General features: G+C 68.8%; 17 protein-coding genes. 9 read left to right on the forward strand and 8 right to left on the reverse strand.

Going from position 1 to position 20411, the window contains the following annotated elements:
* Window positions 1–154 precede the first annotated feature (154 nt).
* The 3 genes from ACWGSK_RS20760 (at window position 155) to ACWGSK_RS20770 (ending at window position 1819) form a co-directional block, all read left to right on the forward strand.
* On the forward strand, window positions 155–715 hold the full coding sequence (locus ACWGSK_RS20760; RefSeq protein WP_452456516.1) for an immunity 49 family protein: 561 nt from the start codon (window positions 155–157) through the stop codon (window positions 713–715).
* Between the two features lie 108 nt (window positions 716–823).
* The gene (locus ACWGSK_RS20765; RefSeq protein ID WP_452456501.1) at window positions 824–1588 is read left to right on the forward strand and encodes a transposase family protein; all 765 of its coding nucleotides are present in this window, start codon (window positions 824–826) and stop codon (window positions 1586–1588) included.
* An 18-nt stretch (window positions 1589–1606) separates the two neighbouring features.
* Complete coding sequence (locus ACWGSK_RS20770; protein ID WP_452456517.1) at window positions 1607–1819, forward strand: Imm49 family immunity protein; 213 nt, start codon at window positions 1607–1609, stop codon at window positions 1817–1819.
* A 189-nt stretch (window positions 1820–2008) separates the two neighbouring features.
* On the opposite strand, the gene ACWGSK_RS20775 is transcribed toward ACWGSK_RS20770, so the two are convergent.
* Complete coding sequence (locus tag ACWGSK_RS20775) at window positions 2009–2173, reverse strand: hypothetical protein (RefSeq protein ID WP_452456502.1); 165 nt, start codon at window positions 2171–2173, stop codon at window positions 2009–2011.
* 124 nt (window positions 2174–2297) lie between these two features.
* Between ACWGSK_RS20775 and ACWGSK_RS20780 the strand changes: the two genes are divergently transcribed.
* The 4 genes from ACWGSK_RS20780 (at window position 2298) to ACWGSK_RS20795 (ending at window position 8976) form a co-directional block, all read left to right on the forward strand.
* The gene (locus tag ACWGSK_RS20780; RefSeq protein ID WP_452456503.1) at window positions 2298–3167 is read left to right on the forward strand and encodes a hypothetical protein; all 870 of its coding nucleotides are present in this window, start codon (window positions 2298–2300) and stop codon (window positions 3165–3167) included.
* Between the two features lie 216 nt (window positions 3168–3383).
* Window positions 3384–4334 (forward strand): serine/threonine-protein kinase, encoded by a 951-nt coding sequence (locus ACWGSK_RS20785; protein ID WP_452456504.1) that lies wholly within the window; start codon window positions 3384–3386, stop codon window positions 4332–4334.
* 168 nt (window positions 4335–4502) lie between these two features.
* A complete protein-coding gene (locus ACWGSK_RS20790) occupies window positions 4503–6608 on the forward strand; it encodes a UvrD-helicase domain-containing protein (protein ID WP_452456505.1) in 2106 nt (701 codons plus the stop codon).
* Between the two features lie 85 nt (window positions 6609–6693).
* Window positions 6694–8976 carry a GmrSD restriction endonuclease domain-containing protein gene (locus tag ACWGSK_RS20795; RefSeq protein ID WP_452456506.1) on the forward strand — a complete coding sequence of 761 codons (2283 nt, stop codon included), beginning with the start codon at window positions 6694–6696 and terminating at the stop codon, window positions 8974–8976.
* A gap of 48 nt (window positions 8977–9024) precedes the next feature.
* Here ACWGSK_RS20795 and ACWGSK_RS20800 read toward each other — a convergent pair whose 3' ends face one another.
* The gene (locus ACWGSK_RS20800) at window positions 9025–9654 is read right to left on the reverse strand and encodes a class I SAM-dependent DNA methyltransferase (protein ID WP_452456507.1); all 630 of its coding nucleotides are present in this window, start codon (window positions 9652–9654) and stop codon (window positions 9025–9027) included.
* 148 nt (window positions 9655–9802) lie between these two features.
* On the opposite strand from ACWGSK_RS20800, the gene ACWGSK_RS20805 reads away from it, so the two are divergent.
* On the forward strand, window positions 9803–10438 hold the full coding sequence (locus ACWGSK_RS20805) for a restriction endonuclease (protein WP_452456508.1): 636 nt from the start codon (window positions 9803–9805) through the stop codon (window positions 10436–10438).
* A 366-nt stretch (window positions 10439–10804) separates the two neighbouring features.
* On the opposite strand, the gene ACWGSK_RS20810 is transcribed toward ACWGSK_RS20805, so the two are convergent.
* The 6 genes from ACWGSK_RS20810 to ACWGSK_RS20835 form a co-directional block, all read right to left on the reverse strand.
* Entirely contained in the window at window positions 10805–11005 is a 201-nt protein-coding gene (locus ACWGSK_RS20810) for a hypothetical protein (protein WP_358507949.1), read from the reverse strand.
* 119 nt (window positions 11006–11124) lie between these two features.
* Entirely contained in the window at window positions 11125–11289 is a 165-nt protein-coding gene (locus ACWGSK_RS20815; RefSeq protein WP_358507951.1) for a hypothetical protein, read from the reverse strand.
* Between the two features lie 81 nt (window positions 11290–11370).
* Window positions 11371–12333: a bile acid:sodium symporter family protein gene (locus tag ACWGSK_RS20820; protein ID WP_358507952.1), complete on the reverse strand. Its 963-nt coding sequence runs from the start codon at window positions 12331–12333 to the stop codon at window positions 11371–11373.
* A 110-nt stretch (window positions 12334–12443) separates the two neighbouring features.
* Entirely contained in the window at window positions 12444–16649 is a 4206-nt protein-coding gene (locus tag ACWGSK_RS20825) for a TIGR02680 family protein (RefSeq protein WP_358507953.1), read from the reverse strand.
* Window positions 16646–18061 carry a DUF2398 family protein gene (locus ACWGSK_RS20830; RefSeq protein ID WP_452456509.1) on the reverse strand — a complete coding sequence of 472 codons (1416 nt, stop codon included), beginning with the start codon at window positions 18059–18061 and terminating at the stop codon, window positions 16646–16648. The genes ACWGSK_RS20825 and ACWGSK_RS20830 overlap by 4 nt, the downstream gene beginning before the upstream one ends.
* Window positions 18061–19581 (reverse strand): TIGR02677 family protein, encoded by a 1521-nt coding sequence (locus ACWGSK_RS20835; RefSeq protein ID WP_452456510.1) that lies wholly within the window; start codon window positions 19579–19581, stop codon window positions 18061–18063. Before ACWGSK_RS20835 ends, ACWGSK_RS20830 begins: the two co-directional genes overlap by 1 nt.
* Window positions 19582–19833: 252 nt before the next feature.
* Between ACWGSK_RS20835 and ACWGSK_RS20840 the strand changes: the two genes are divergently transcribed.
* Window positions 19834–20406, forward strand: coding sequence for a restriction endonuclease (locus tag ACWGSK_RS20840; RefSeq protein ID WP_358507976.1), 573 nt, complete (start codon window positions 19834–19836; stop codon window positions 20404–20406).
* The last annotated feature ends 5 nt before the right edge of the window (window positions 20407–20411 follow it).

The raw sequence follows: 20411 nt of genomic DNA on the forward strand, positions 1-20411 counted from the left end.
AAATATTGATCTATTTGAGGGCATGCGTTGTATGTATTCCATCCCTGCGCATGATCTCAGTCATCGTGAAGAGCCTGCTCTGATGGATAGAGCGCGCGAGAATCGAGAAAAGTATCCGCCAGTCCTAGAAGAGTACCCTGGCAGGATTGATGTCATGGTCGGGTCTTTTCATGTCGCCACTACCTACAAAACCGTGGCGGACCCCGAGGTGGCCGAGTTGGACACCTGGGAAGCGTGGGTGATCGATATGCAAATGCACTACGCGCTTTTTAAGATCATGACCTCACCTGAAGATGAGCCCTTGGAGTTGATGATCAACGACAAGGTGCGTAAGACCAAGGCGACGGGGCCCGACTACTCCGCCAACGCGGGTAACTGGACCACCGCGTTCTTCCTGGCCGTCATCTGTCGTGAGCAGAAGCGGTACCGAGAGCTCTGTGAGATCCCGGTGGAGGTGCTTCGTGAGTACGGGGAGTCGGAGGGAACCCGCTACAACCCCTACGTCTACTACTGGATCGCCGCTCTTCAAGACTTTGTTCTGGGCGGCCCGGATCTGGGGGAGAACCTGCTCAAGGCGATGGAGCTGTCTGCGCCTGAGCAGTCCGAGATCGGTAGCGCGGAGAGCCTCGACAAGCTGATCTTCCCCCAGTTGAACGCCTTCCGGTATTTGGTGCAGCGGGACAGTGACGGGTTCAATGAGCCCTTTTCAACCTGAAGGTGCAGGTCACGCCTCTGCACCGACCATCCAAAACCCCTCCTGAACAGCAAGAAGCCCCTGGTAGAGGAGTTAACGACCAAGAAAACCCAGCACCAGAGGCTCCACATGCTGTTGTACCGTTCCTGCCTGCCGTTGTCACGCCGGACCTTGAACCTGGCCGCCCGCACCATCCGCGCCCACCGCAAGAACACCGGTTCCCGATGGCGTCGCCTGGACCCCGCGCAACAGGCTCTGCTGGTCCTGGTCCACCTGTACAAAGGCGAGACGTTCACCCAGGTCGCAGCCGGTTTCGAGGTAGGAATCACGACCGCCTGGCGCTACGTGCGCGAAACCACGGCCCTGCTCGCCCAGCAGGCACCCACCCTGGAACAGGGCCTACACCGCGCACGCCGCAAGGGATGGGGGTACGTGATCGTGGATGGCACCCTGATCGCCTGCGACCGTGTGGCGGCCGACCGCCCGTTCTATTCCGGTAAGCACAAACGCCACGGCATGAACATCCAGGTGGTGGCCGCACCCAACGGGGAGCCCCTGTGGACGTCGTGGTCACTGCTCGGATCGGTGCACGACACCAGAGCCGCCCGGGTGTGGAAGATCGCCGAACGCATCAAGGCCGCAAGGCTGCTCGGCCTGGGCGACAAGGGGTACGTGGGCCTGTCACAGGTGGTGTTCTGCCCGTTCAAGGGCCAGGGCAAGCCGCAGTGGAAGAAGGACGCCAACTCTGAGCACGCCAAGCTCCGCAGCCCCGGGGAGCGGGCCTTCGCCCAGCTCAAGAACTGGGACGTCCTACGCCGGTTGCGATGCTGCCCGCACCGGGCCGGAGAGATCACCCGAGCCGTACTCGTCCTTCAACTCCGAGAAGCAGGATGAAAAAGGCTCAATGAGGCGCTGGCGGAGGGGTTGGTGTCGCATGCCGAGTTCTGGACGACCGAGGACCGTATCAACGAGATCGATGGGGTCTTTCACCTGGGTCTTCTGGCCCTCGCGTGTCTGGCCTATGACACCGCGGAGGTGGATCCTGACTTCAGCCTCGAGGTCGAATCCGGGTATCTGCCCAGGCATCTCGTGCGCAGGTCCTGGTACGGCGAGTTCCCCACGTGAGCGGCCTCTGCGTGATCGGCCGCTGTACGGGCAGAAACCTGCTCACCCTCAAGCCTTGGACATAAGTGTGGGGCGAGGCCCTCGCGACCTCGCCCCACACCCCGGTGGCCGGGGGAGACGGTCCAGGTCCTGCCTGACCCGGTTCCGCCACCCTTGACCCAGTTCCCCCGACCAGGGTCTTGTGTCCCGTCAGCCCTCTTTGACCGCCCCCAGGGCGTACAGGTCGGCGAGCGCCTCATAGGAGTACATGCGGGCCTTCTTGTCGAAGATCATCGACGAGACCATCAGCTCGTCCACGCCGGCGTCGGCGACGAACTGGTCGATCTTGGCCTTGACGGTCTCGGGGCACCTCATTTCTGCGCCAACTGCAACTACGTACTCTCCGATGCCCACGACCCATTCTCCGGGAGAATGACTCATGATAAAAATGACCCGAACCTAGTGTCTCCTGTTTACCAAGATCCACCGAATATGCCGCATGATAGGAGCTGACATACTGAGAGCTATTAGTGAAGAAGAAATGGACTTCATTGATGAATTTCAGGCGAGCTATCAAGGTGAAGGTTTTACGGGGTATGCCGTAGAGCTTGACTCGGGGTTCGTTAACTATAGAACTTACATTTCCGGCATTGCCAGGGGCCCGGAGTACACACGCACATCAGATGGCATGCTTGATTCCTTTTCGCATGTTGCTGTCAACCAGCCGGTTCTTGGCGGAAGCTACACTTGGGGAGAAGATGGAGAGCTTCTGTCAGAAACAATATTCGATGACTCGCAAAGAATTCACACAGTAAAAAAGTGGGACTCCTTCGGGAGCTTGACCACTTCAAGGGTTGGCCCCGAGGTTCAGCATCAGGAAAATGGCTATGGTCAAACCAATGCATGGAAGCGAATTCCAAAGGTCTATCCTCCTGGGGAGATCGAGCCTGGCCAGTTTGCCATGACAGTTTCAGTTGAACATCTTGATTTCGATGAAACCAGGGGAAAATACGGTTTGCATAAGAATGCTTACACAGGGGATGTTTTCTATGGAAACGTTGATGGGACTGTTGAAGTTCGGACGATGGTCGACGGTCGTCAAGAAGGGAGTGTGTTCCGCTGGTCAGCTCAGGGGGGTGTGATCGCTCAAGGTGTTTGCCGTCATCCATACGGGCTCGTTGGCCCTTGGCACGAGTGGGACGAGCAGGGGCGACTGCTTCGGGAAACCATCTACGACGCATTGGGGAACAAGATCATCCATCGCGAACTCGATGAGAACCAGAACATCGTCAAGCAGGAGCGTTTCGAACCGGCCACGCTCATGACCGACCCCGAAACCGGAGAACAGCACCCCGCGCCCTGGCTGTGAACGTGTCCCGATCCGCAAACGTCCGTGCCATCGCCCGCGATCGCTTCACCGATCTTGAGCAGGTGGAAGGCCACTTCCCGCACTTGTTCGCCGACTGTCCCCCTGGCCGGAACCAACCAGTGGATCGCCGTCCACGCTCAGTCGCCGGGCCGATGGTTCTCAGGCTGCGATAGCGTCGGGGGCTCGGGAAATCCAGTGGTGGGAGATGGGTCGGACATGACCGGGGCGACGCGCCAGGCGCGGCTGTTGGACGGGCGTTACAGGCTCAGCCCAACGCCGTTGGCCCGTGGTGGTATGGGCGAGGTCTGGGAGGGCCGCGACATCCGTCTCGGGCGGGAGGTAGCGGTCAAGTTCATCCGCTTCCCCGGTGACGCCGACTCCGATGAGCGGGCTGAGCTGGTGCGCCGCTTCTCCCGGGAGGCCCGCATCACCGCCGAGCTACAGCATCCCGGTGTGCCCGCGGTGTTCGACATGAGTCCGGAGGACGAGGCGCGCCCCTACCTGGTGATGCAACGCGTCCACGGTGTGAGCGTGTCCGACCTGCTCGCCGAGCAGGAACGGTTGTCGGTGGGGTGGGCCAGTGGGATCGCCGCCCAGGCCTGCGCGGTGCTGGCGGTGGCGCACCGTGCCTCGTTGGTGCACCGGGACCTGAAGCCGGGCAACCTGATGTTGGAACCGGACGGCACGGTCAAGGTCCTGGACTTCGGGTTGGCGGTGGCCCTCGGGCGCACCGACATGTCCCAGATCACCAGGGACGGACACACCCCGGGGACACCCGCGTACATGGCGCCCGAACAGCTGTTGGCGGGTGACACGACCGCGCTCGGCGACCTGTACTCGCTGGGCTGCACCCTGTACGAGATGCTCACCGGAGAGCGGGTGTTCACCGCTGCGACCTCGTTCGCGGTGGCCTCGAAGCAGGTCGGGGAAGAGCCGACGGGTGTGCGCGCGAAGCGGCCGGACGTTCCGGTGGAACTGGCCGCGGTGGTCTCGGCGCTGTTGGAGAAGCGCCCCGAGGACCGGCCGAGCGGCGCCGTGGAGGTGTACGAGCGACTCATCGCGTTCGCCGGGGGCCTGGAGCCGATCCCCGGGGTGCTGCACCCGCCGTCGTTGCCCAGTCCCCAGCGCATGTACGGGGCGGCGTTGTCGCGGGTCTTCTCCGGGTGAGCGTTCCGGACGCTCCGCGCGTTCGCGGCCCCAGGGAGGGCCGATAACGAGTGCACAACCCGAGGTGCGCGAACCCGGCGGCCGTACCGAATAGCCGTTAAATTGAGAGCGCCCCGCCCTCGCACGGCACCCCGCCGTTTCGTACCCCTGAACCGCTAGGACGGCCTCGTGGCTCGACTCGCCCTTCACCTGGACCTGCTCAAGGAGTTCGCCGAACTCGAGAAGCCCGTGCGCGCTCGGGTGGGTGAGGTGTTCGCCAAGTTCGAGCAGGCCACCCATGCCGGGTTGCATCTGGAGAAGATCACCGGAGCCCGCGACGACCGGTTCCGCACCATCCGGATCGACCAGTTCTATCGCGGGGTGGTGTTGGCGCCGGAGAACGGCGACACCTACATCCTGCTCAGGGTGCTCCCCCACGACGAGGCCTACACCTGGGCCAAGCGCCGCACGGCGACGGTGAACATGGCCACCGGCGGGATCGAGATCCGGGACGTGGCGGCCCTGGATGACAGCCTGCCGCACATGCGGCGTATGGCCGAGCAGGCCACCGGGTTGTTGTTCGACCACGTCAACGACGCGGACTTGACCCGGTTGGGGATCGACGAGCACACCTTGGTCTTGGTGCGCACGTTCACCGGTACCTTCCAGTTGGAGGCCGCGCGAACGTTGCTGCCCCCGGTGCAGTGGGACGTGTTGTTCGGCCTGGCCAGCGGGCTGTCACCGGAGGAGGTCTGGGCCGAGCTCGGCACCGCCATCGTGGAGGGGGTCGACCCCGATGACCTGGACGCGGCGGTGGAGCGCAGCACCGACCGGGTGTTGTTGGTGGAGGGGCCCGACGAGCTGTTGGCGGCGTTGGAGCACCCCTTCGACCTGTGGCGGATCTACCTCCATCCGGTGCAGCGTTCGGTGGTGGAGGCCGCCTACCGTGGCCCGGCCCGGGTCAGCGGCGGCCCCGGGACCGGAAAGACCGTGGTGGCCCTGCACCGGGCCCACCGGCTCGCCCGGGCCGGGGGGCGGGTCCTGCTGACCACGTTCACCTCGACCCTGGCCGACTCGTTGGAGGCGAGCCTGCGTGTGCTCGCCGAACACGACGGTGCCGGGGACGCCGACGAGGTGCTCTCCCGAATCAGGGTGGAGCACGTGGACCGGCTCTCGCACCGCATCTTCCGGGAGGAGCACGGGCAGCCCACCCTGTTGCAGCCCCAGCGGGAACGGCAACTGTGGGAACAGGTCCTCAAGGGGTTGGAGGTGGACCTGTCCCCCGCGTTCCTGAGTGAGGAGTGGCGACAGGTGGTCCTGGCCCGCCGGGTGGGATCGGCGCCCGAGTACCTGTCCGCCAAACGTGGCGGTCGGGGCCGTGGGTTGGGCACACTACAGCGCGCGCAGGTGTGGCAGGCGGTCTCCGGGTTCCAGGATCTGCTGCGCGAGCAGGGGTTGTGGACCTACGAGACGATCGTGGAGGAGGCCGCCCGACTTCTCGGTGAGCGCGAGTGCCGGCCCTTCGAGCACGTGGTGGTGGACGAGTCGCAGGATCTGCATCCGGGGCAGTGGCGGCTTTTGCGCTCCGCCGTCGCCGAGGGCGACGACGACCTGTTCATCGCCGGCGACACCCACCAGAGGATCTACGGTCCTCGGGTGAGCCTGGCCGAGGTCGGGGTGAACATCCGGGGCCGTTCCACCAGGCTGCGCATCAACTACCGCACCACCGCTCAGATCCTGGGCTGGAGTCTGGGGTTGATGCGGGGCGAGAAGGTCGACGACATGGACGGCGGTCTGGACTCGGTGGCGGACTGTCGATCCGAGATGCGCGGTTCCGATCCGGTGCTGACCGGACTGACCGACGAGCGGGCCGAGTTGGCTCACCTGGTGCGCACCCTCCGCGAGTGGACCGAGGCCGGGGTGCTGTCCGGGGAGATCGGGGTGGCGGCCCGCTCCAACCGTTCGGTGGAGCAGGTGGTGACGGCGTTGGAGGAGGCCGGTATCCCGGCGGTACCGCTGGCACGGGGACAGGCGGCCCAGGACGCGGTCTCGGTGGGCACCATGCATCGGATGAAGGGGCTGGAGTTCCGCTGCCTGGCGGTGGTGGGTGTCTCGGAGGGCCGACTGCCGCCGTCGCGGAGCGTGACCCCCGAGGAAGAGGACTCCGGCGCGCACGAGCGCGATCTGCTGCGCGAACGCAGCCTGCTCTTCGTGGCCTGTACCCGGGCCCGTGAACAGTTGAGCGTGAGCTGGTACGGGCGGCCCAGCCCGTTCATCGACGAGATCCTGCGCTGACGGCGCCCCTCTTCGTCACGCGTACTCCCTGCCCACCCCACAACCCCGCACCCTGACGACGACCCCTGACGAGAAAGACCGGCCCATGGCGAAACTGTCCATGCTCCTCGACCAGATCGACACAGGCACCGTGTTGTTGCCGGAGTTCCAGCGAGGTTACGTCTGGAACCGGGACCAGGTGCGCGGTCTGATGCGTTCCATCTACCGCGGACATCCCGTGGGCAGTCTGCTCATGTGGGAGACCTCCGATCCGGACCTGTCGGCGCGCGGGGGTTCGGCGAACCATGGCCCGTATCTCATGTTGTTGGACGGACAGCAGCGGATCACCTCGTTGTACGGGGTGATCATGGGCGACCCGCCGGGGTTCTTCGACGGTGACGCCAAGGCGTTCACCGGCCTGTACTTCAACGTCGAGGAGGAGGACTTCGCGTTCTACGCGCCCACCAAGATGTCGGGAGATCCGCGGTGGGTGAGCGTGACCGAGCTGTTCGCGCAGGGACCCATCCACTTCTTCGAGTCGTTGAAGGAGGCCCACCCGGACCGCACCACCGTCTACCTGAGCCGGTTGAACCAGCTGCACCAGGTGACCGGTAGGGAGTTCCACCAGGAGAAGATCACCGGTGTCGACAAGGACATCGAAGAGGTCGTGGAGATCTTCAACCGGGTCAACTCCGGTGGCACCAAGCTGTCCAAGGGCGACCTGGCGCTGGCCAAGGTGTGCGCCCAGTGGCCGGAGGCGCGCCGCATGATGCGCGACGCCATCGACCGGTGGCAGCAGGACGGTTACCGGTTCTCGTTGGACTGGTTGTTGCGCGTGATCAACGCGGTGGCCACGGGGCGGGCCCAGTTCGATCACCTGGGCAAGGTGGGGGCCGAGGAGTTCCGCTCCGCGCTGGAGAAGTCGATCGAGCACACGGACACGTTCCTGGAGGCGGTTCGGGGCCGGTTGGGGCTGGACCACGACCGTGTCCTCAAGAGCCGCTCCTCGATCGCCGTGGCGGTCCGGTTGTTGGAGGAGAACGGGGGCGCCTTCGACGACCGTGCCCACCAGGACAAGGTCCTGTACTGGTACATGCAGTCGGCGCTGTGGGCGCGCTACACCGCGACGACCGAGACCACCCTGCAACGCGACTACGAGACCGCCGCCCGGAGCGGGGTGGACGGGCTGATCAACGCGTTGAAACGGGCCCGGAGCGGTTCGTTGCGGATCAAGCCGCACGACTTCGAGGGGACCCAGGGCGGCCGTTTCTACCCGCTGCTCTACCTGCTGGTGCGGGCCTCGAACGCGCGCGACCTGGTCACGGGCCGGGCGTTGACGGCCGAGGCCCTCGGTGAAGAGCCACAGTTGCGGCGGTTCACGCTGTTCTCCACGCAACTGTTGCGCGGCACCGACGGCAAGGCCGATTCCATCGCCAACTTCTGCTTCCTGAACTCGGAGGAGGACCTGAGGGCGTACGGGTCGGAGCCGTGGGAGTTCTTGGTCCGGGCCGAGGCCGAGCATCCCGGGGTGTTGGCCTCACAGTGGATCCCCGGCGATCCGGAGCTGTGGCGGCCCGAACGCTACCAGGACTTTCTGGCGGCGCGTCGGACCCTGCTGGCGGAGGCGGCCAACACCTTCCTGGAGGAGTTGCTCGACGGCTCGGTCGCCGAGGAGGCAACCGAGCTGACCCCCCTCACGGTGGCCCCCGAGGCGCCGGTGGACCCGCGGGCTGCGCGGATCCGCGAGCTGGTGGACGCCCTGCGGGAGGAGGGTTACGCCGAGCCCGAGCTGGACACGGTGATCAGCGATCCGGTGCGGGGCGAGGTCATCGCCGAGGCGGAGGCGTTCTGGCCGGAGGGGTTGCAGCGGGGGTTGGGCAAGCCGGTGGTGTTGGAGCTGGATCCCGACCAGGCCGACCTGCCCCGGTTGCAGGAGCTGGGGTACGAGGTGTTCACCTCGGTGGACTCCCTGTGGGGATACGTCGAGCGGGCGGGGCGGGAGTCCTCCGGTGAGTCGTCCACGGAGATGCCGGTGGTGACCTCCTGGTTGGACGAGGGGTGGACCGAGGAGGACTCCGCCCCGGAGACGACCGACTTCGGCAAGGAAATACTGGGTCTGTACGAGCGCTCCAAGAACGAGGCGGGGTACACGCCCTCGGCGTTGCTGAGCATGCTGTCGGATCTGGGGCCGCTCGGCACGGCCCGCAAGTTGTTGGCGGCGCCCGCGGTCTCGGACGGCTTCGCGAACCTGTGGGACAAGGGTCGGCTGGACCTGACGGTGGAGGCGTTGGTGTTGCAACCGAGGTTCGCCCCGTTGTTCACCGAGGAGGAGTTGGGACGGGCGCGGACACGCCTGGAGCAGTTCGGGCACCCGTTCCTGGACGACTGAGTGACCGTTACGGCCCGCCGCCCTGGTGGGCGGCGGGCAGGGCGGGGGTCAGCGGGCGCGGAGGACCACCAGGTTGCAGGTGATGTTCTCCTTGACGTGGTAGACGCTCTGCGGGGTGGACTCCTCCAGGTGGGCGAGGCCGGCCTCTTCGAGGGCCTCGGCCTTGGCCTTGTAGCCGGAGGGCTCCCAGATGCGATCCAGGACGGTGACGACGATGGGGGCGCCGGGGCGCGCGACGCGCACGAGTTCGTCGAAGGCCTCGGGGCCCACGTGTCCTTCGGTGAGGGTGCCCACGCAGATGACCGCGTCGTAGGCGTCGTCCTCGGCGGGCAGGCGTTGCGTGAGGTCGGCCTTGGCGAGGTCGCGGTAGAGGCCCTTGGCCCGGGCCTTGTCGAGCATGGCCGTGGAGAGGTCGAAGCCGTCGATGACCTCGAAGCCGTGGCCGGACAGGGCAGCGCCGACCAGGCCGGTGCCGCAGCCCGCGTCGAGGATCTCGGCCTCGGGTCGGTCGGCCAGCAGCGAGCGAAGGCGTTCGGCGGCGAGGGTGGGCGCGGCGTAACCCATGCCCTCGGTGGTGTCGTGTTCGTAGGTGGCGGCCCACTCGTCGTAGGCGCTCTCGGCCTCTTGGGGGTTCTTCAGGGCGTACACACGGTCCAGGATCCGGCGGTGCTCGCTCATGGATCGGCCTCCCTCGTCTGATGAAAAGGACATCAAGCCTTATTGCGACCATATAGGGCAAGGGTTTTCGGGGTGCGTGGTGGTGAGGGACACAGCGGTGTCTGTTGGTGATCGGTGAGGTCGACCGAACAGCGGGAAGGTGCCCTCCATGACGGACATCTCCCCAGACGACGAGACCCAAGCGAGCCGCGGCCCCCGAGAGTGGCGACTGGTGTGGCGCCACCGGCACGCGGTGATCCTCGCCCTGGTCGTGGCCCTGATGGTGGGCGCGTGGGTGGCGCAGAGCGCGGCGCGTCCGATGTTGTGGGTGGCGGGCGCGTTGGTGGGCGCGTTCCTGGTCTGGTGGATACGCGGGCGGTGGCTTCGGGCGAGGGAACGCCGGGCCCTGGAGCGGGTCGATCTGTCCGAGGTCGACCTGATGACGGGCGTGGAGTTCGAGGAGCACGTCGCCATGCTGATGCGGGTGAGCGGCTACACGGCGGTGACCGTGGTGGGCGGCGCCGACGACGGCGGGGCGGACGTGGTGGGGCGCGCTCCGGACGGCCGGGAGGTCGTGGTGCAGTGCAAGCGGTGGAACCACCCGGTGCCGCCCAACGACGTGCGTGCGTTCATCGGTGTACTGCACAGCGGTTACGAGGGCTACGAGGGGGTCTTCGTGTCCTCATCCGGTTTCACCGAGGCCGCCGCGACGCAGGGCGAGGGGCACATGGTGTTGGTGGATCGGGACGCCCTGGCTCGGTGGATGAGCAGCGTGGAGGTGCCGGAGCCGCTGTCGGGCGGTTGAGGGCCCGCGCCGGAACGCGGGCCAAGGTTTGTTTTCGCAGTTCAGGGGCGGGTTCTGGGTTTTTGGAAGTTTTCTGTCCTAAACCCTTGGGATACCGGGCCCGCGGGTTGCTTGGGATTCTCGGGGTAGTTCCCGCCCCTTCCTGGTGAGCCAATGGGGGACGGGACGTGTGGGGCTCCCGGGGTTCGGGGGCTCCACGGGCCCCGATCGCGGCGGGGCCGATCCGGTCCGTAGAGCCCCGAGTGTCTCCGGCAGACTCCCGAGTTGGTACCCCCGTCAGTCACTGACGGGGGTCAGCGGGCTGTCCGGGCCCACCTGGGGGTCAGGTGGGCATGGGTCTTCTGGGTTTCATGCTCTCTCCCGGGTTCAGTGGCGGCAGTGCGGGGGTTTGCGGGGTCGGGGGATGCGCGGGTGGACGCCCGGGCAGGTGGCCGGGGCGGTGAGGCCGGGCGGGGTCGGGAGGGTCGCCCAAGTGATGGTGCGTTCGACCAACACGACGGGGGTGGACAGCAGCGTGAACAACAGGAGCCCGGAGCACGGGGCGAAGAGACGGAATCGCTCGAACATGTGCCCAGACTGGCAGGGGAAGGGTGAGCGCATGGCTACTTCGCGTGATCGTCCCGTGTCCGGTTGAGGTCAGGGGTCGGGCGTGTGTCGTGGCGGACGCGGGGGTAGGACCTCCTACTTCAGCCGAAGACCTCCATGAGCACCACGATCAGACCGATGACCAGCATCGCCGCGAAGATGAAGTAGCAGCCCACGTTTCCGGTCGCACCCGGGTCGCGGGTGGGGCCGCGATGGATTTCAGTGCGCCCCTTGCCGGGCTTGCGCTTGCTCTTCTTCTTGCCCACCTTGGTTCTTTCCGTTCCTGGTCGGGGGACGATCGGAGCCAGAGCCTGGCATGAGGGCCCGAGATCGGGCAAGCGACGAGGTCAGGCGTGTTCGGGTTCGGTCGGCTCGTCGGTGTCCTTGGGTTCCTTGCGCGCCCAGTAGGTGGCCACCAGCGCGCCGGACAGGTTGTGCCAGACCGAGAACAGGGCGCCGGGCAGGGCGGCGAGCGGCTCGAAGTGGGTGGCGCCCAGGGTCGCGGCGAGCCCGGAGTTCTGCATGCCCACCTCCACGCTCAGGGCGCGGCGGGAGGTGTCGGGCAGCTTGCCGAGCGCGCCCACGAGGTAGCCCAGTCCCAGGCCCAGGGTGTTGTGCAGGATGACCGCCAGGCCCAGGAGGAGTCCGGTGCTCAGGACCGCGTCGGCGTTGGCGCCCACGATGCCGGCGACGACGAACACGATGCCGGTGACCGACACCAGTGGCAGTACCGGCAGGACCTTGGACACGGCGCGGTCGGCGAAGGTGCGCAGCAGTAGGCCGGCCACCACCGGGAGTAGGACGACCTGGAGGATGGAGACGAACATGTCGGCGATGGACACGTCCAGGGTGGATCCGGCCAGGGCCAGCACCACGAGCGGGGTGACGAACGGCGCGAGCATGGTGGAGATCGACGTCATGGCCACGGACAGGGCGACGTTGCCGCGGGCCAGGTAGACGATGACGTTGGAGGCGGTCCCGCCGGGGGACGCCCCCACCAGGATCATGCCGATCACCAGTTGTGGCGGCAGGTTCAGCAGGTGGGCGATGCCCCAGCCCAGCAGCGGCATGATCGTGTACTGGGCGAGTACACCGAGCACGACGGCTCGCGGGTGTTTGGCGACGATGGCGAAGTCGGCCGGGCGCATCGTCAGCCCCATGCCGAACATGATGACGCCGAGCAGCAGGGACACGTGCGGGGCGATGAGGGAGGCCTGGGCCGGTGCGGCCAGGCCCACCACGGCCCCCAGCAGGACCAGGAGCGCGAACCACCTGCCGACGAAGTCGGCGACCCGCTTGATGATCGTCATCGTGTACTTCTTCCCACGTGGTGTCCGGAGGGCTTCCTTCCGGCCGGCAGCACGTTACTCCCCTGGTGATGGGCGTGGAAGCACCAGGGTCGGTCGGAGCGTGCCCGGCCTCATGTGGCGGCCTCCGCCTCGGCCAGGAGGGTTCCGGCGGTGGAGCGGGGCACGTGTCGGGTCGGGGTGATGCCGAGCAGTTCCGCGGCGAGTTCCTCGTTGCCGGCGAACCCGGCGTCGGCGTCCAGGGTCTGTTCGCCGTCCCAGAGCATGAGCAGTGCGGAGACGGTGCCGCTCGCCTTGTCGTGGTGCATGTCGTAGTGCGCGGCCATGGGGACGCTGTCGTAGTGCACCCACAGGTCGTGGCCGGTCATGAACATGTCGAGGTCGAAGGTGACGGTAAGGCCCATGAGTTCGGGTTTGTAGCGGTCGTCGATGCCGGCGAAGGCCTCGTCGAGGGCGACCACGCGCGGGCAGGTGGGGGTGGCCGAGGTGTAGAGGGCGTTGGCGGCGGCGAACAGGGGCAGGTGGATGGCGGCGGACTTCTCGCCGCCGGACATCTGTTCGTGCTTGTTCTTGGTGAGGGTGACCTCGTCCTTGCCGGGTACGGCCAGGCGCAGCTCGAACCGGTACCAGGTGCGGTAGTCCAGTACGGCGGACAGCACCTGTTTGTGGCCGGCCCGGGGATGGGCGGCGTGGTAGTCGCGGATCATCTGGCGCAGGACGCCGCGCAGCTCTCCCAGTCCGCGGGGGCCGAGGCCGTCACCGTCGCGGCCGACCAGTTCGGCGGCCTTGCGCTGGTGATCGCCGAGTCCGTCGGAGCGGGACCAGCGGATGCCCACCCGGGTACCCGACGACATGGGGCGGGCGCGGGTGTCGCGGTCCATGGCGCGCACCAATTGTTTGGCGGTGCGGACGCGTTCGTGGATCTGTTGGGCGATGCCCCCGAGCAGTTCGTCCTCCAGGAGTCCCTGTTCCTCCTCGCGCAGGAGCGCGCCCTGTTCCTGTACGCGTGCGGCCACGGCGCGAGTGAAGGCGGAGACGGGGGTGCGTCCGTTCTCGTCGTTGACGTGGACGGTGACCAGGCCGCTGGCGCCGACCTCGTGGTCGACCCGGTAGCCCTCGGCGTCACCGCCGAGCGCTTCCTGGAAGGTGCGCAGGGCCTGGGACATGCGGGTTCCGGCGCTCTTGAGCTCGCCGTCGGTGACCTTGGCGGTGCCGACGCGTTCGGTGAAGGCGTCCATCAACGCGGCGGCGTCGCCGGGCAGGGTGTCACGGACCGAGTCGACCTCGCCGGTGAGCAGGCGTTCGGCCGCCTTCTCGGGTGCCGGCCACTGGTCGGGGGCGGGCCACGTGCGAGAGGTGTCCACGTCCAGGACCGCGCGCACGGCGGGTCGGGTGAGCGCGGAGAGGGCGGCGGTGTGTTCGAGGAGTGTGGCCAGGGCGTCGGTCAGCGACCGGCCGCCGCTGTCGCGCAGTGTTTCGGATCGAACGGCCAGGTCGTGGGCGTCGGAGGCCTCCTTCTCGGCGTCGCGGTGTCGTTCGCCGACCTCGCGCAGTTCGGACTCGGTGTGTTCGAGCCGGTCGAGGAGTTCGCGGGCCGGGGCGTCGATGGCGGCCTCCAGCGTGGCCAGTTCGGCCGTCTCGCGTTCGTGGTCGGCCCGGCCTCGGTCGAGTTCGGCGCGGTCGCCTTGGAGGGCTTCGGTGAGCCGGGTGACGGTGTCGCGGCGTTCGTCGAGGTCGCGGGTGTACTCAGCGATGTCGGCGCGGGCGCCGTGCAGGGCGCGGGCGGTCTCGGCGAAGGCGTCGAGCGCGGCGGCGACGGCGTCGACGTCCTCGGCACGAGTGGGCATGGCGCGTTCGGCGGCCACGGCGCGGACCTTGCGGCGTTCGGCCTCCACCTGGGCGATGGCGGCGTCGAGTTCACGGCGGGCCTCGGCGCGGCCTCCGCGCACGGAGGCCAGGAGGGTGGAGTGGTGTTCGAGGGCGCGCACGGCCTTGGCGACGTCGGTGGCCTCGGGCAGGTCGACGCGGGCGTGGGCGAAGTCCTGGAGTCGTTCGCCGGCCCGGAGGAGCCGGTCGTCGAGTTCGGCGCACTCACGGGTGAGTTCGCCGATGCGGGTGTCGCAGGCGGAGAGGCGTTCACCGCGCCGTTGGGCGCGGTTGGTGGCCCCGATGAACTCGGCGACGGGCTTGGGGTGGGCGCCGACCAGTGGCCCCAGGCGGAAGCGGGCTCGGGTGTCCACGCCGACCGTGGCATCTTCGTCGGTGAGGGGGAGGGCGGCCAGGACGGCGGCGATGACGTCGGTGGGTACGTGTTCCTGGGTCTCGGGGACCAGGACGTCGGCCAGGGTCGGACCGGTCGGGGCCGCGCCGGTGGGCAGCAGGTGGGCGTCGGCCTCGGTCGCGTCCAGGGCCTGCCGGGTGAGGTCGGGGTCGGGGTGGATCCAGGCGGTGAGCAGCCCGGCGGCGTGCAGGGCGCCCTCGATGGCGGCGCCCTGTTCGGCGGGCAGGTCCTCGCGGAAGCGGACCAGCCGCCACAGCGGTGCGCCGGGCCGATCGGTGCGGGGTGCGGGGCGCAGCGGGTCGGCGGGTGGGGCGTCGTCGCGTTCGGCGGCCACGTGGTCGCGTTCGCGCCTGGCCTCGAAGAGTGCACGACCCAGGCTCTCGCGCTCGGCCTCCAGGGTGTGCACGTGGGCGGCCGTCTCCAGCCGGTGTTCGTGCACCTGTTCGTCGAAGACCTGGGCGAGGGTGGGGGTGCCGGGTTCGCCGTAGGTGTCCAGGGCGGCGCGCAGGGTCTGGGGGCCCTCCGTTCCGGTGACGTCCCAGCGCCGTGCCCAGGCGTCCAGGTCGCCGGCGACCGCTCGGCGACGTTCGGCGAGGTGGTGTTCGGCCGCTTCGCAGGCGCTCTCGTGTTCGCCGAGGGTCTGTTCGGAGCGGGAGGCGGCCGTCTCGGCGCGGCGGCGGCCCTCCTCGGCGCGTTCCTGGTCGCGGAGGCGTTCGCGGACTGCTCGGACGTCGTCGAGGCGGGCGCTCGCCCGGGCCTTGGCGGTCTCTGGCAGGTCGTCGCCGGTGTCGACCTCTCCCTCGGCGTCGTGGACGATACCGGAGCGTTCGGCGGCGCCGACGAGTTCGACGCGCAGTTCCTCGGCACGGGCGAGTTCGCGGTCGAGGCGGTCGGAGACGCGGCCCGCCTCACCGCTCAGGCGGGTGATCTCCTCCTCCTGGCCGCGCACCCGGCTCTGCTGGGTGGCGATGCGGCGGGCGCGTTCCTCTTGGCCGGACCTTCGGACCTGGAGGGCCTGCTGGTCGCGGAGGGTGTCGTGCTGTCGTAGGGCGTCGCGTTCGGCGGTCAGCTCGGCGGAGCGCTTGCCCAGTTCCTCGGACCTGGCGCGGGCCCGGTCGCGGTCGGTGGAGGCCCGCAGGAGTTCTTCCGCGGCGTCGGCGACGGTGCGGGCGTGGGCGTCGGCCTGTTCGGTGGCGGTCTCGACCCGCAGCAGTCGATGGCGCGCGTTGAGGGCCAGGTAGTCGGAGTAGACGTCGCCGAAGGCTCGGGCGGCCTCGTGGGAGGCGTTGGCTGCGGCGAAGCGGCTCTGGACGGCGGAGAGGTTGGCGAAGTCGCGGGCCGCCTGGTCGACGAGGGTCTCGTCGAGGGGGCTCAGGCCACCGGTGAGGGTGTGCGAGACCTTCTCGGGGTCCAGGTCCTTGGCCAGCAGGGGGCGGCGCAGGGCCAGCAGCAGGTCCAGGAGTTGGACGTAGCGGTCGCCCAGTCCGAACAGGCGGGCGTCCACGGCGCGGCGGTAGTCGGCGGCGCTGTTGTGGTGGGCGTCCTCGCCCAGGGCGGTCTTGAGCTGGCGTTCGGTGAGGGGGCGGTCGTCGGTGGACAGCAGCCCGAAGTCCACGCCCAGGCGTTGGTCGGTGACGAAGAAGGAGGGGGTGACGCCGTCGCGGTGCCGGTGGGCGCGCAGACCGATGATCAGGGTGACGGTCTCGGTGTCCCCGCCCTCCGCCTCCGCGTGCTCGGTCTCGTCGCGTTCGCGGGCGAACTCCATCCACACGTAGCCGTAGGCGGACTCGTCGCCCCGGTAGAGCAGGTTGGACTTCATGGTGCGGTTCTGGCCGCTGAAGGGGTCGAGCCGGCGGGCGTCGGTGTAGCCGTCCAGGATGAAGGGGAACAGGACCTCCAGCGCCTTGGTCTTGCCCGAACCGTTGTGTCCGCGCAGCACCAGACGCCCGTCGGCGAAGACGAACTCCTCGTCGAGGTAGTCCCAGATGTTGACGATCCCCGCCCGCTCGGGTCGGAAACGGTCGCTCCTGCGGATCATGGTGCGGTGTCCTCGGTTCCTGGTTCGGGCATGGTCTCGGCGATGGGTTCGGCCGTCGGTTCGATGGGGCCGAAGGGCAGCAGGCCGGTGTCGGGGCGTTCGGGCAGTGCCCCGCGGATGTTGCGGTAGCGCAGCGCGGCCGGGGTGACCAGGACCCCGCCCGGGACCGGACGCACCAGCGACAAGGCGGACAGCAGGTCCAGCGCCGCGTCGAGCAGACCGTGGGGGTCGCGCTGCCAGGCGACGGTGAAGGAGGCGGCGCCGAACTCCTCGAACAGGTCGGCGACCATCTCCTCCAGGCGTTCGCGCTCCACCAGGGGCGCCGGGGCGGGTTCGCCCGGGTGTGGCAGGTCCTCGGAGCGGTCCCAGGCGAGTTCAGCCACGACCGCGTCCCGCGGCACCCCGGAGTCGACCCGACCGACCAGGTCGACCTGCTCGTGCAGCGGCCCGGGCGCCGGCAGGTGGGTCAGGGCGGCCCACGACTCCTCGAAGTGGTCGGCGATCTGGGCCAGGAGCAGACCGGACGCGCGGGTCACCGCCCCTCCCCTGCCGGGGAAGGCGCGGTCGGTGAAGGTCCCGGTGGGGTCGGCCAGCAGCACGCCCTCGGCGCGGCGTTCGGGTTGGAGGCCGGTCAGGCGCGCCACCTCCGTGACCAGGCCCTTGGTGCGCAGGGCGGCGGCGACCTCGGGTTCGACGTCGGAGTAGTAGACCACCGGGTACTCCACCAGCAGGCGGCGGGCGCGCCGGGCCACGCGTTCGGGGGCGGCGTCCGGGCCGAGGGGGTCGTCGAGGAGCCCGGCGGCGCTGTGCAGGTGCTGGACCGGCCGGCTGGGGCGGAAGAGGATCTCGCAGATCTCATGATCGATGTCGAACAGGGCGTCGGCGTGTTCGCCACCACGCGCCCAGGCCTCCACCGAACCGTCGGACAGGTGCAGGGCGCCGCGTTCCAGCAGCCAGTGGGCCACGTCGACCAGCGCGGCCTTGTGGGTGGAGTCGGTGGGGTCGTAGCCCAGGCCCTGGATGTCGTTGGCCGAGGGGGTGAAGCGGCGGACCAGGTCACCCAGGCTGATCTCGACCTGCGAGCGTTGGAAGGAGGCCAGGACCAGGCACAGGTAGGCCAGGCGTCGACGGTCGAAGGGCTTGCCCTTGCGCGCGAAGACCTGGCGCTGGGTGGGGTCGAGCAGGTCGAGTTCGCGTACCAGCCGCACGTGGTCGGTGGTGGCGATGAGCCGGTAGCCGAACAGGACGCGCAGGTCCTCGGCCATCTGGTCGGCCCAGAACAGGACCTGGTCGAGCACGCCGGGGCGCGGTCGGGCGGCGGTGATGACGTCGCAGGTCAGGACGCGGCGCACGGCCTGTTGGTAGGTGCCCAGGTCCACGTCCGGAACGCGCGGGCGGGTGGCCTTGGCCATCACTTCCCCCTCCTGGTGGCGAGTTCGAGGCGGAACCCGGGCAGGTGGAGGTCGCCCTGGACGGTGCGCACGGTGGCGCCCTGGTCGCTGGGCACGAGCCGCACGAGGGTTCCGGCGTCGTCTCCGGTGGCCGAACTCAGGCGTCCGGCGACCACGGACCGGGATTCCAGGGCCTTGGTGACCAGGCGCAGCAGGACGCGGGTGTCGCTGTCGTCCAGGACGCGCTCGTGCGCGCCGTCCTCGACCAGGCGTCGCGCGGAGGCGCGTTCGGTCTCGCGGTCCTCGCGTTGGCGGCGGCGCAGTTCGGTGCGGGCGCCCCGGTCCCGGCGGACCGGTTTGGGCACGCCCGGGGAGGGCGAGCGGTCGTTGCGGAACAGGGTGACCGAGACCTCCACCCCGGCGGCGTCGTGCCAGGAGTCGGAGGGGGAGAACTCGTCGCCGTCCTCGTGGGCCACGCCCAGGTGGCGGGCGGAGCGGGTGTTGAAGGCGGCGCCCATGAGGGCGTGGGCGGCGCCGTCGTCGGGGGTGTCGAACACCCAGGCGGCCAGGTGGCGCAGTTGGGTGGAGCGGTTGACGCCGCCGCGTTGGGCCTCGGTGATCTGGCGCAGGAGCGCGACCACACCGGAGACGGCCGAGCGGGTGGCCTGCCCGAGTTCGGCGGCCCGGGTGGGCGTCCCGCCCTCGGTGGCGAACCAGGCGCGCAGGGCCCGCCAGCGGCGGTGCCAGTCCTCCAGGCGTTCGGAACGGTCCATGAACAGGCGTTCGTCGGCGTCGGCGGCGCGGGAGAGCAGGGTGATCAGGCCGGTGGCCTCGACCTCGTGGACGGCTTGGTCCAGACGGGGCAGGTAGCGATCCAGTTCGGCCATGAAGTCGGACATGTGGACGAGCAGGGCGTTCTTGTGGCGCAGGAAGACCTCGGGCGAGGCCTCCGTGGAGCGCAGGATCTCCCCCAGGGTGACGTGGAACTGGGCGGAGCGGCGCCCCATGTCCTCCATGACCGAGTCCAGGCGGGACAGGCGACGGTAGACGTCCTCGACACGGCCGGTGCGGTTGGCCTCTGACAGGGCGCCGAGGTCCTCCAGCACGTCGGAGAAGACCAGGCGGGAGAGGTTGACATCCTCCACGCGCGCGCCCAGGACCCCTTCGACGGCCCGGTAGGCGCGGTAGCCGAGTTCGCTGAACTGGTAGACGGACTGGCGGTTGCGGTAGCCGGCCAGGCTGCCGGCGCGGGAGGCGTCGTCGAACCGGTGCACGACGCCGTCGGTGGCGAGTTCGTCGAGACGGCGGCGCAGACCGGGGGCGTCCATGACGGGGGCGTCGGGGTGGTGCGCGGCGAGCTCGCGTAGGGTCGACTCGACCTCGTGCGCGCCGACCTGGACCTGGTGGACCTCGCGGCGCCGGTCCACGGCGCGCAGGACCCACAGGTAGGTGACGTGGTCGTCGCGCCGGGTGAAGTTGAACAGGCGGAAGCGGTCGCTGACGGCGAGCGCGTCCAGATCCAGCGCCGCGCGTTCGACCACAGCTTCCACCCCCGTGTCTCGTGGCTCGCGGTCCGCACCCCCGTGTGCGAACACCACGCCTGGGCCATTGTGGCAGTGCGCGGGGACGGTCCGGTCCCGCGTCCTTGGGGCCCGCCCCGGAAATGTCGGCGCCCCGTGCGAGGATGTGCCCCGCTATGTCTGCCACCCTTGTCCCCACCCCCTGGGAGGAACGTGACCGTACGACGGAGTCGACGCGGGCGGCGCGTGCGCGGACGACGGTGGGTCCGGTGGGTGCGTGGTTCGCTGCCACTGGCGCTGGTGGTGCTCCTGCTGGGGCTGGGGTGGTTGCGGGACAACGCCGATCGCCCACTCGTGTGGCTGTTCGTCGGTGTGGTGGCCCTGCTCGCGGCGACCGCGGCGGGCTGGTGGGTGTGGTCGCGGCTGCGCCTGGCCCGGGAACGGTGGATCGTCTCGCGCACCGCGATCGCCGGGATCGACACGATGTCGGGGATCGAGTTCGAGCGGTACGTGGCGCGGCTGCTGCGCACTCACGGGTACACCCGGGTGACGGTGGTCGGTGGAGCCTCAGACGGTGGAGTGGACCTGCGCGCGCAGACCCCCGACGGTAGGGCGTTGGCCGTGCAGTGCAAGCGTTGGCGCAAACCGGTTCCACCCAACGAGGTGCGGGCGTTCCTGGGCGCGCTGGCCGGAAGCCACCGCGGCTACCTAGGGATGTTCGTCGCCTCGAACGGGTTCACCGCGGAGGCGGTGAGCGAGGCCGGCGACGGGATGGTCCTGGTGGACCGGCACGCCCTGGGCCTGTGGATGGCCGGCGAACGCGCCCCGGAGCCACCACCACCCTGACTTCG

Source organism: Nocardiopsis sp. NPDC055551, assembly GCF_053619415.1.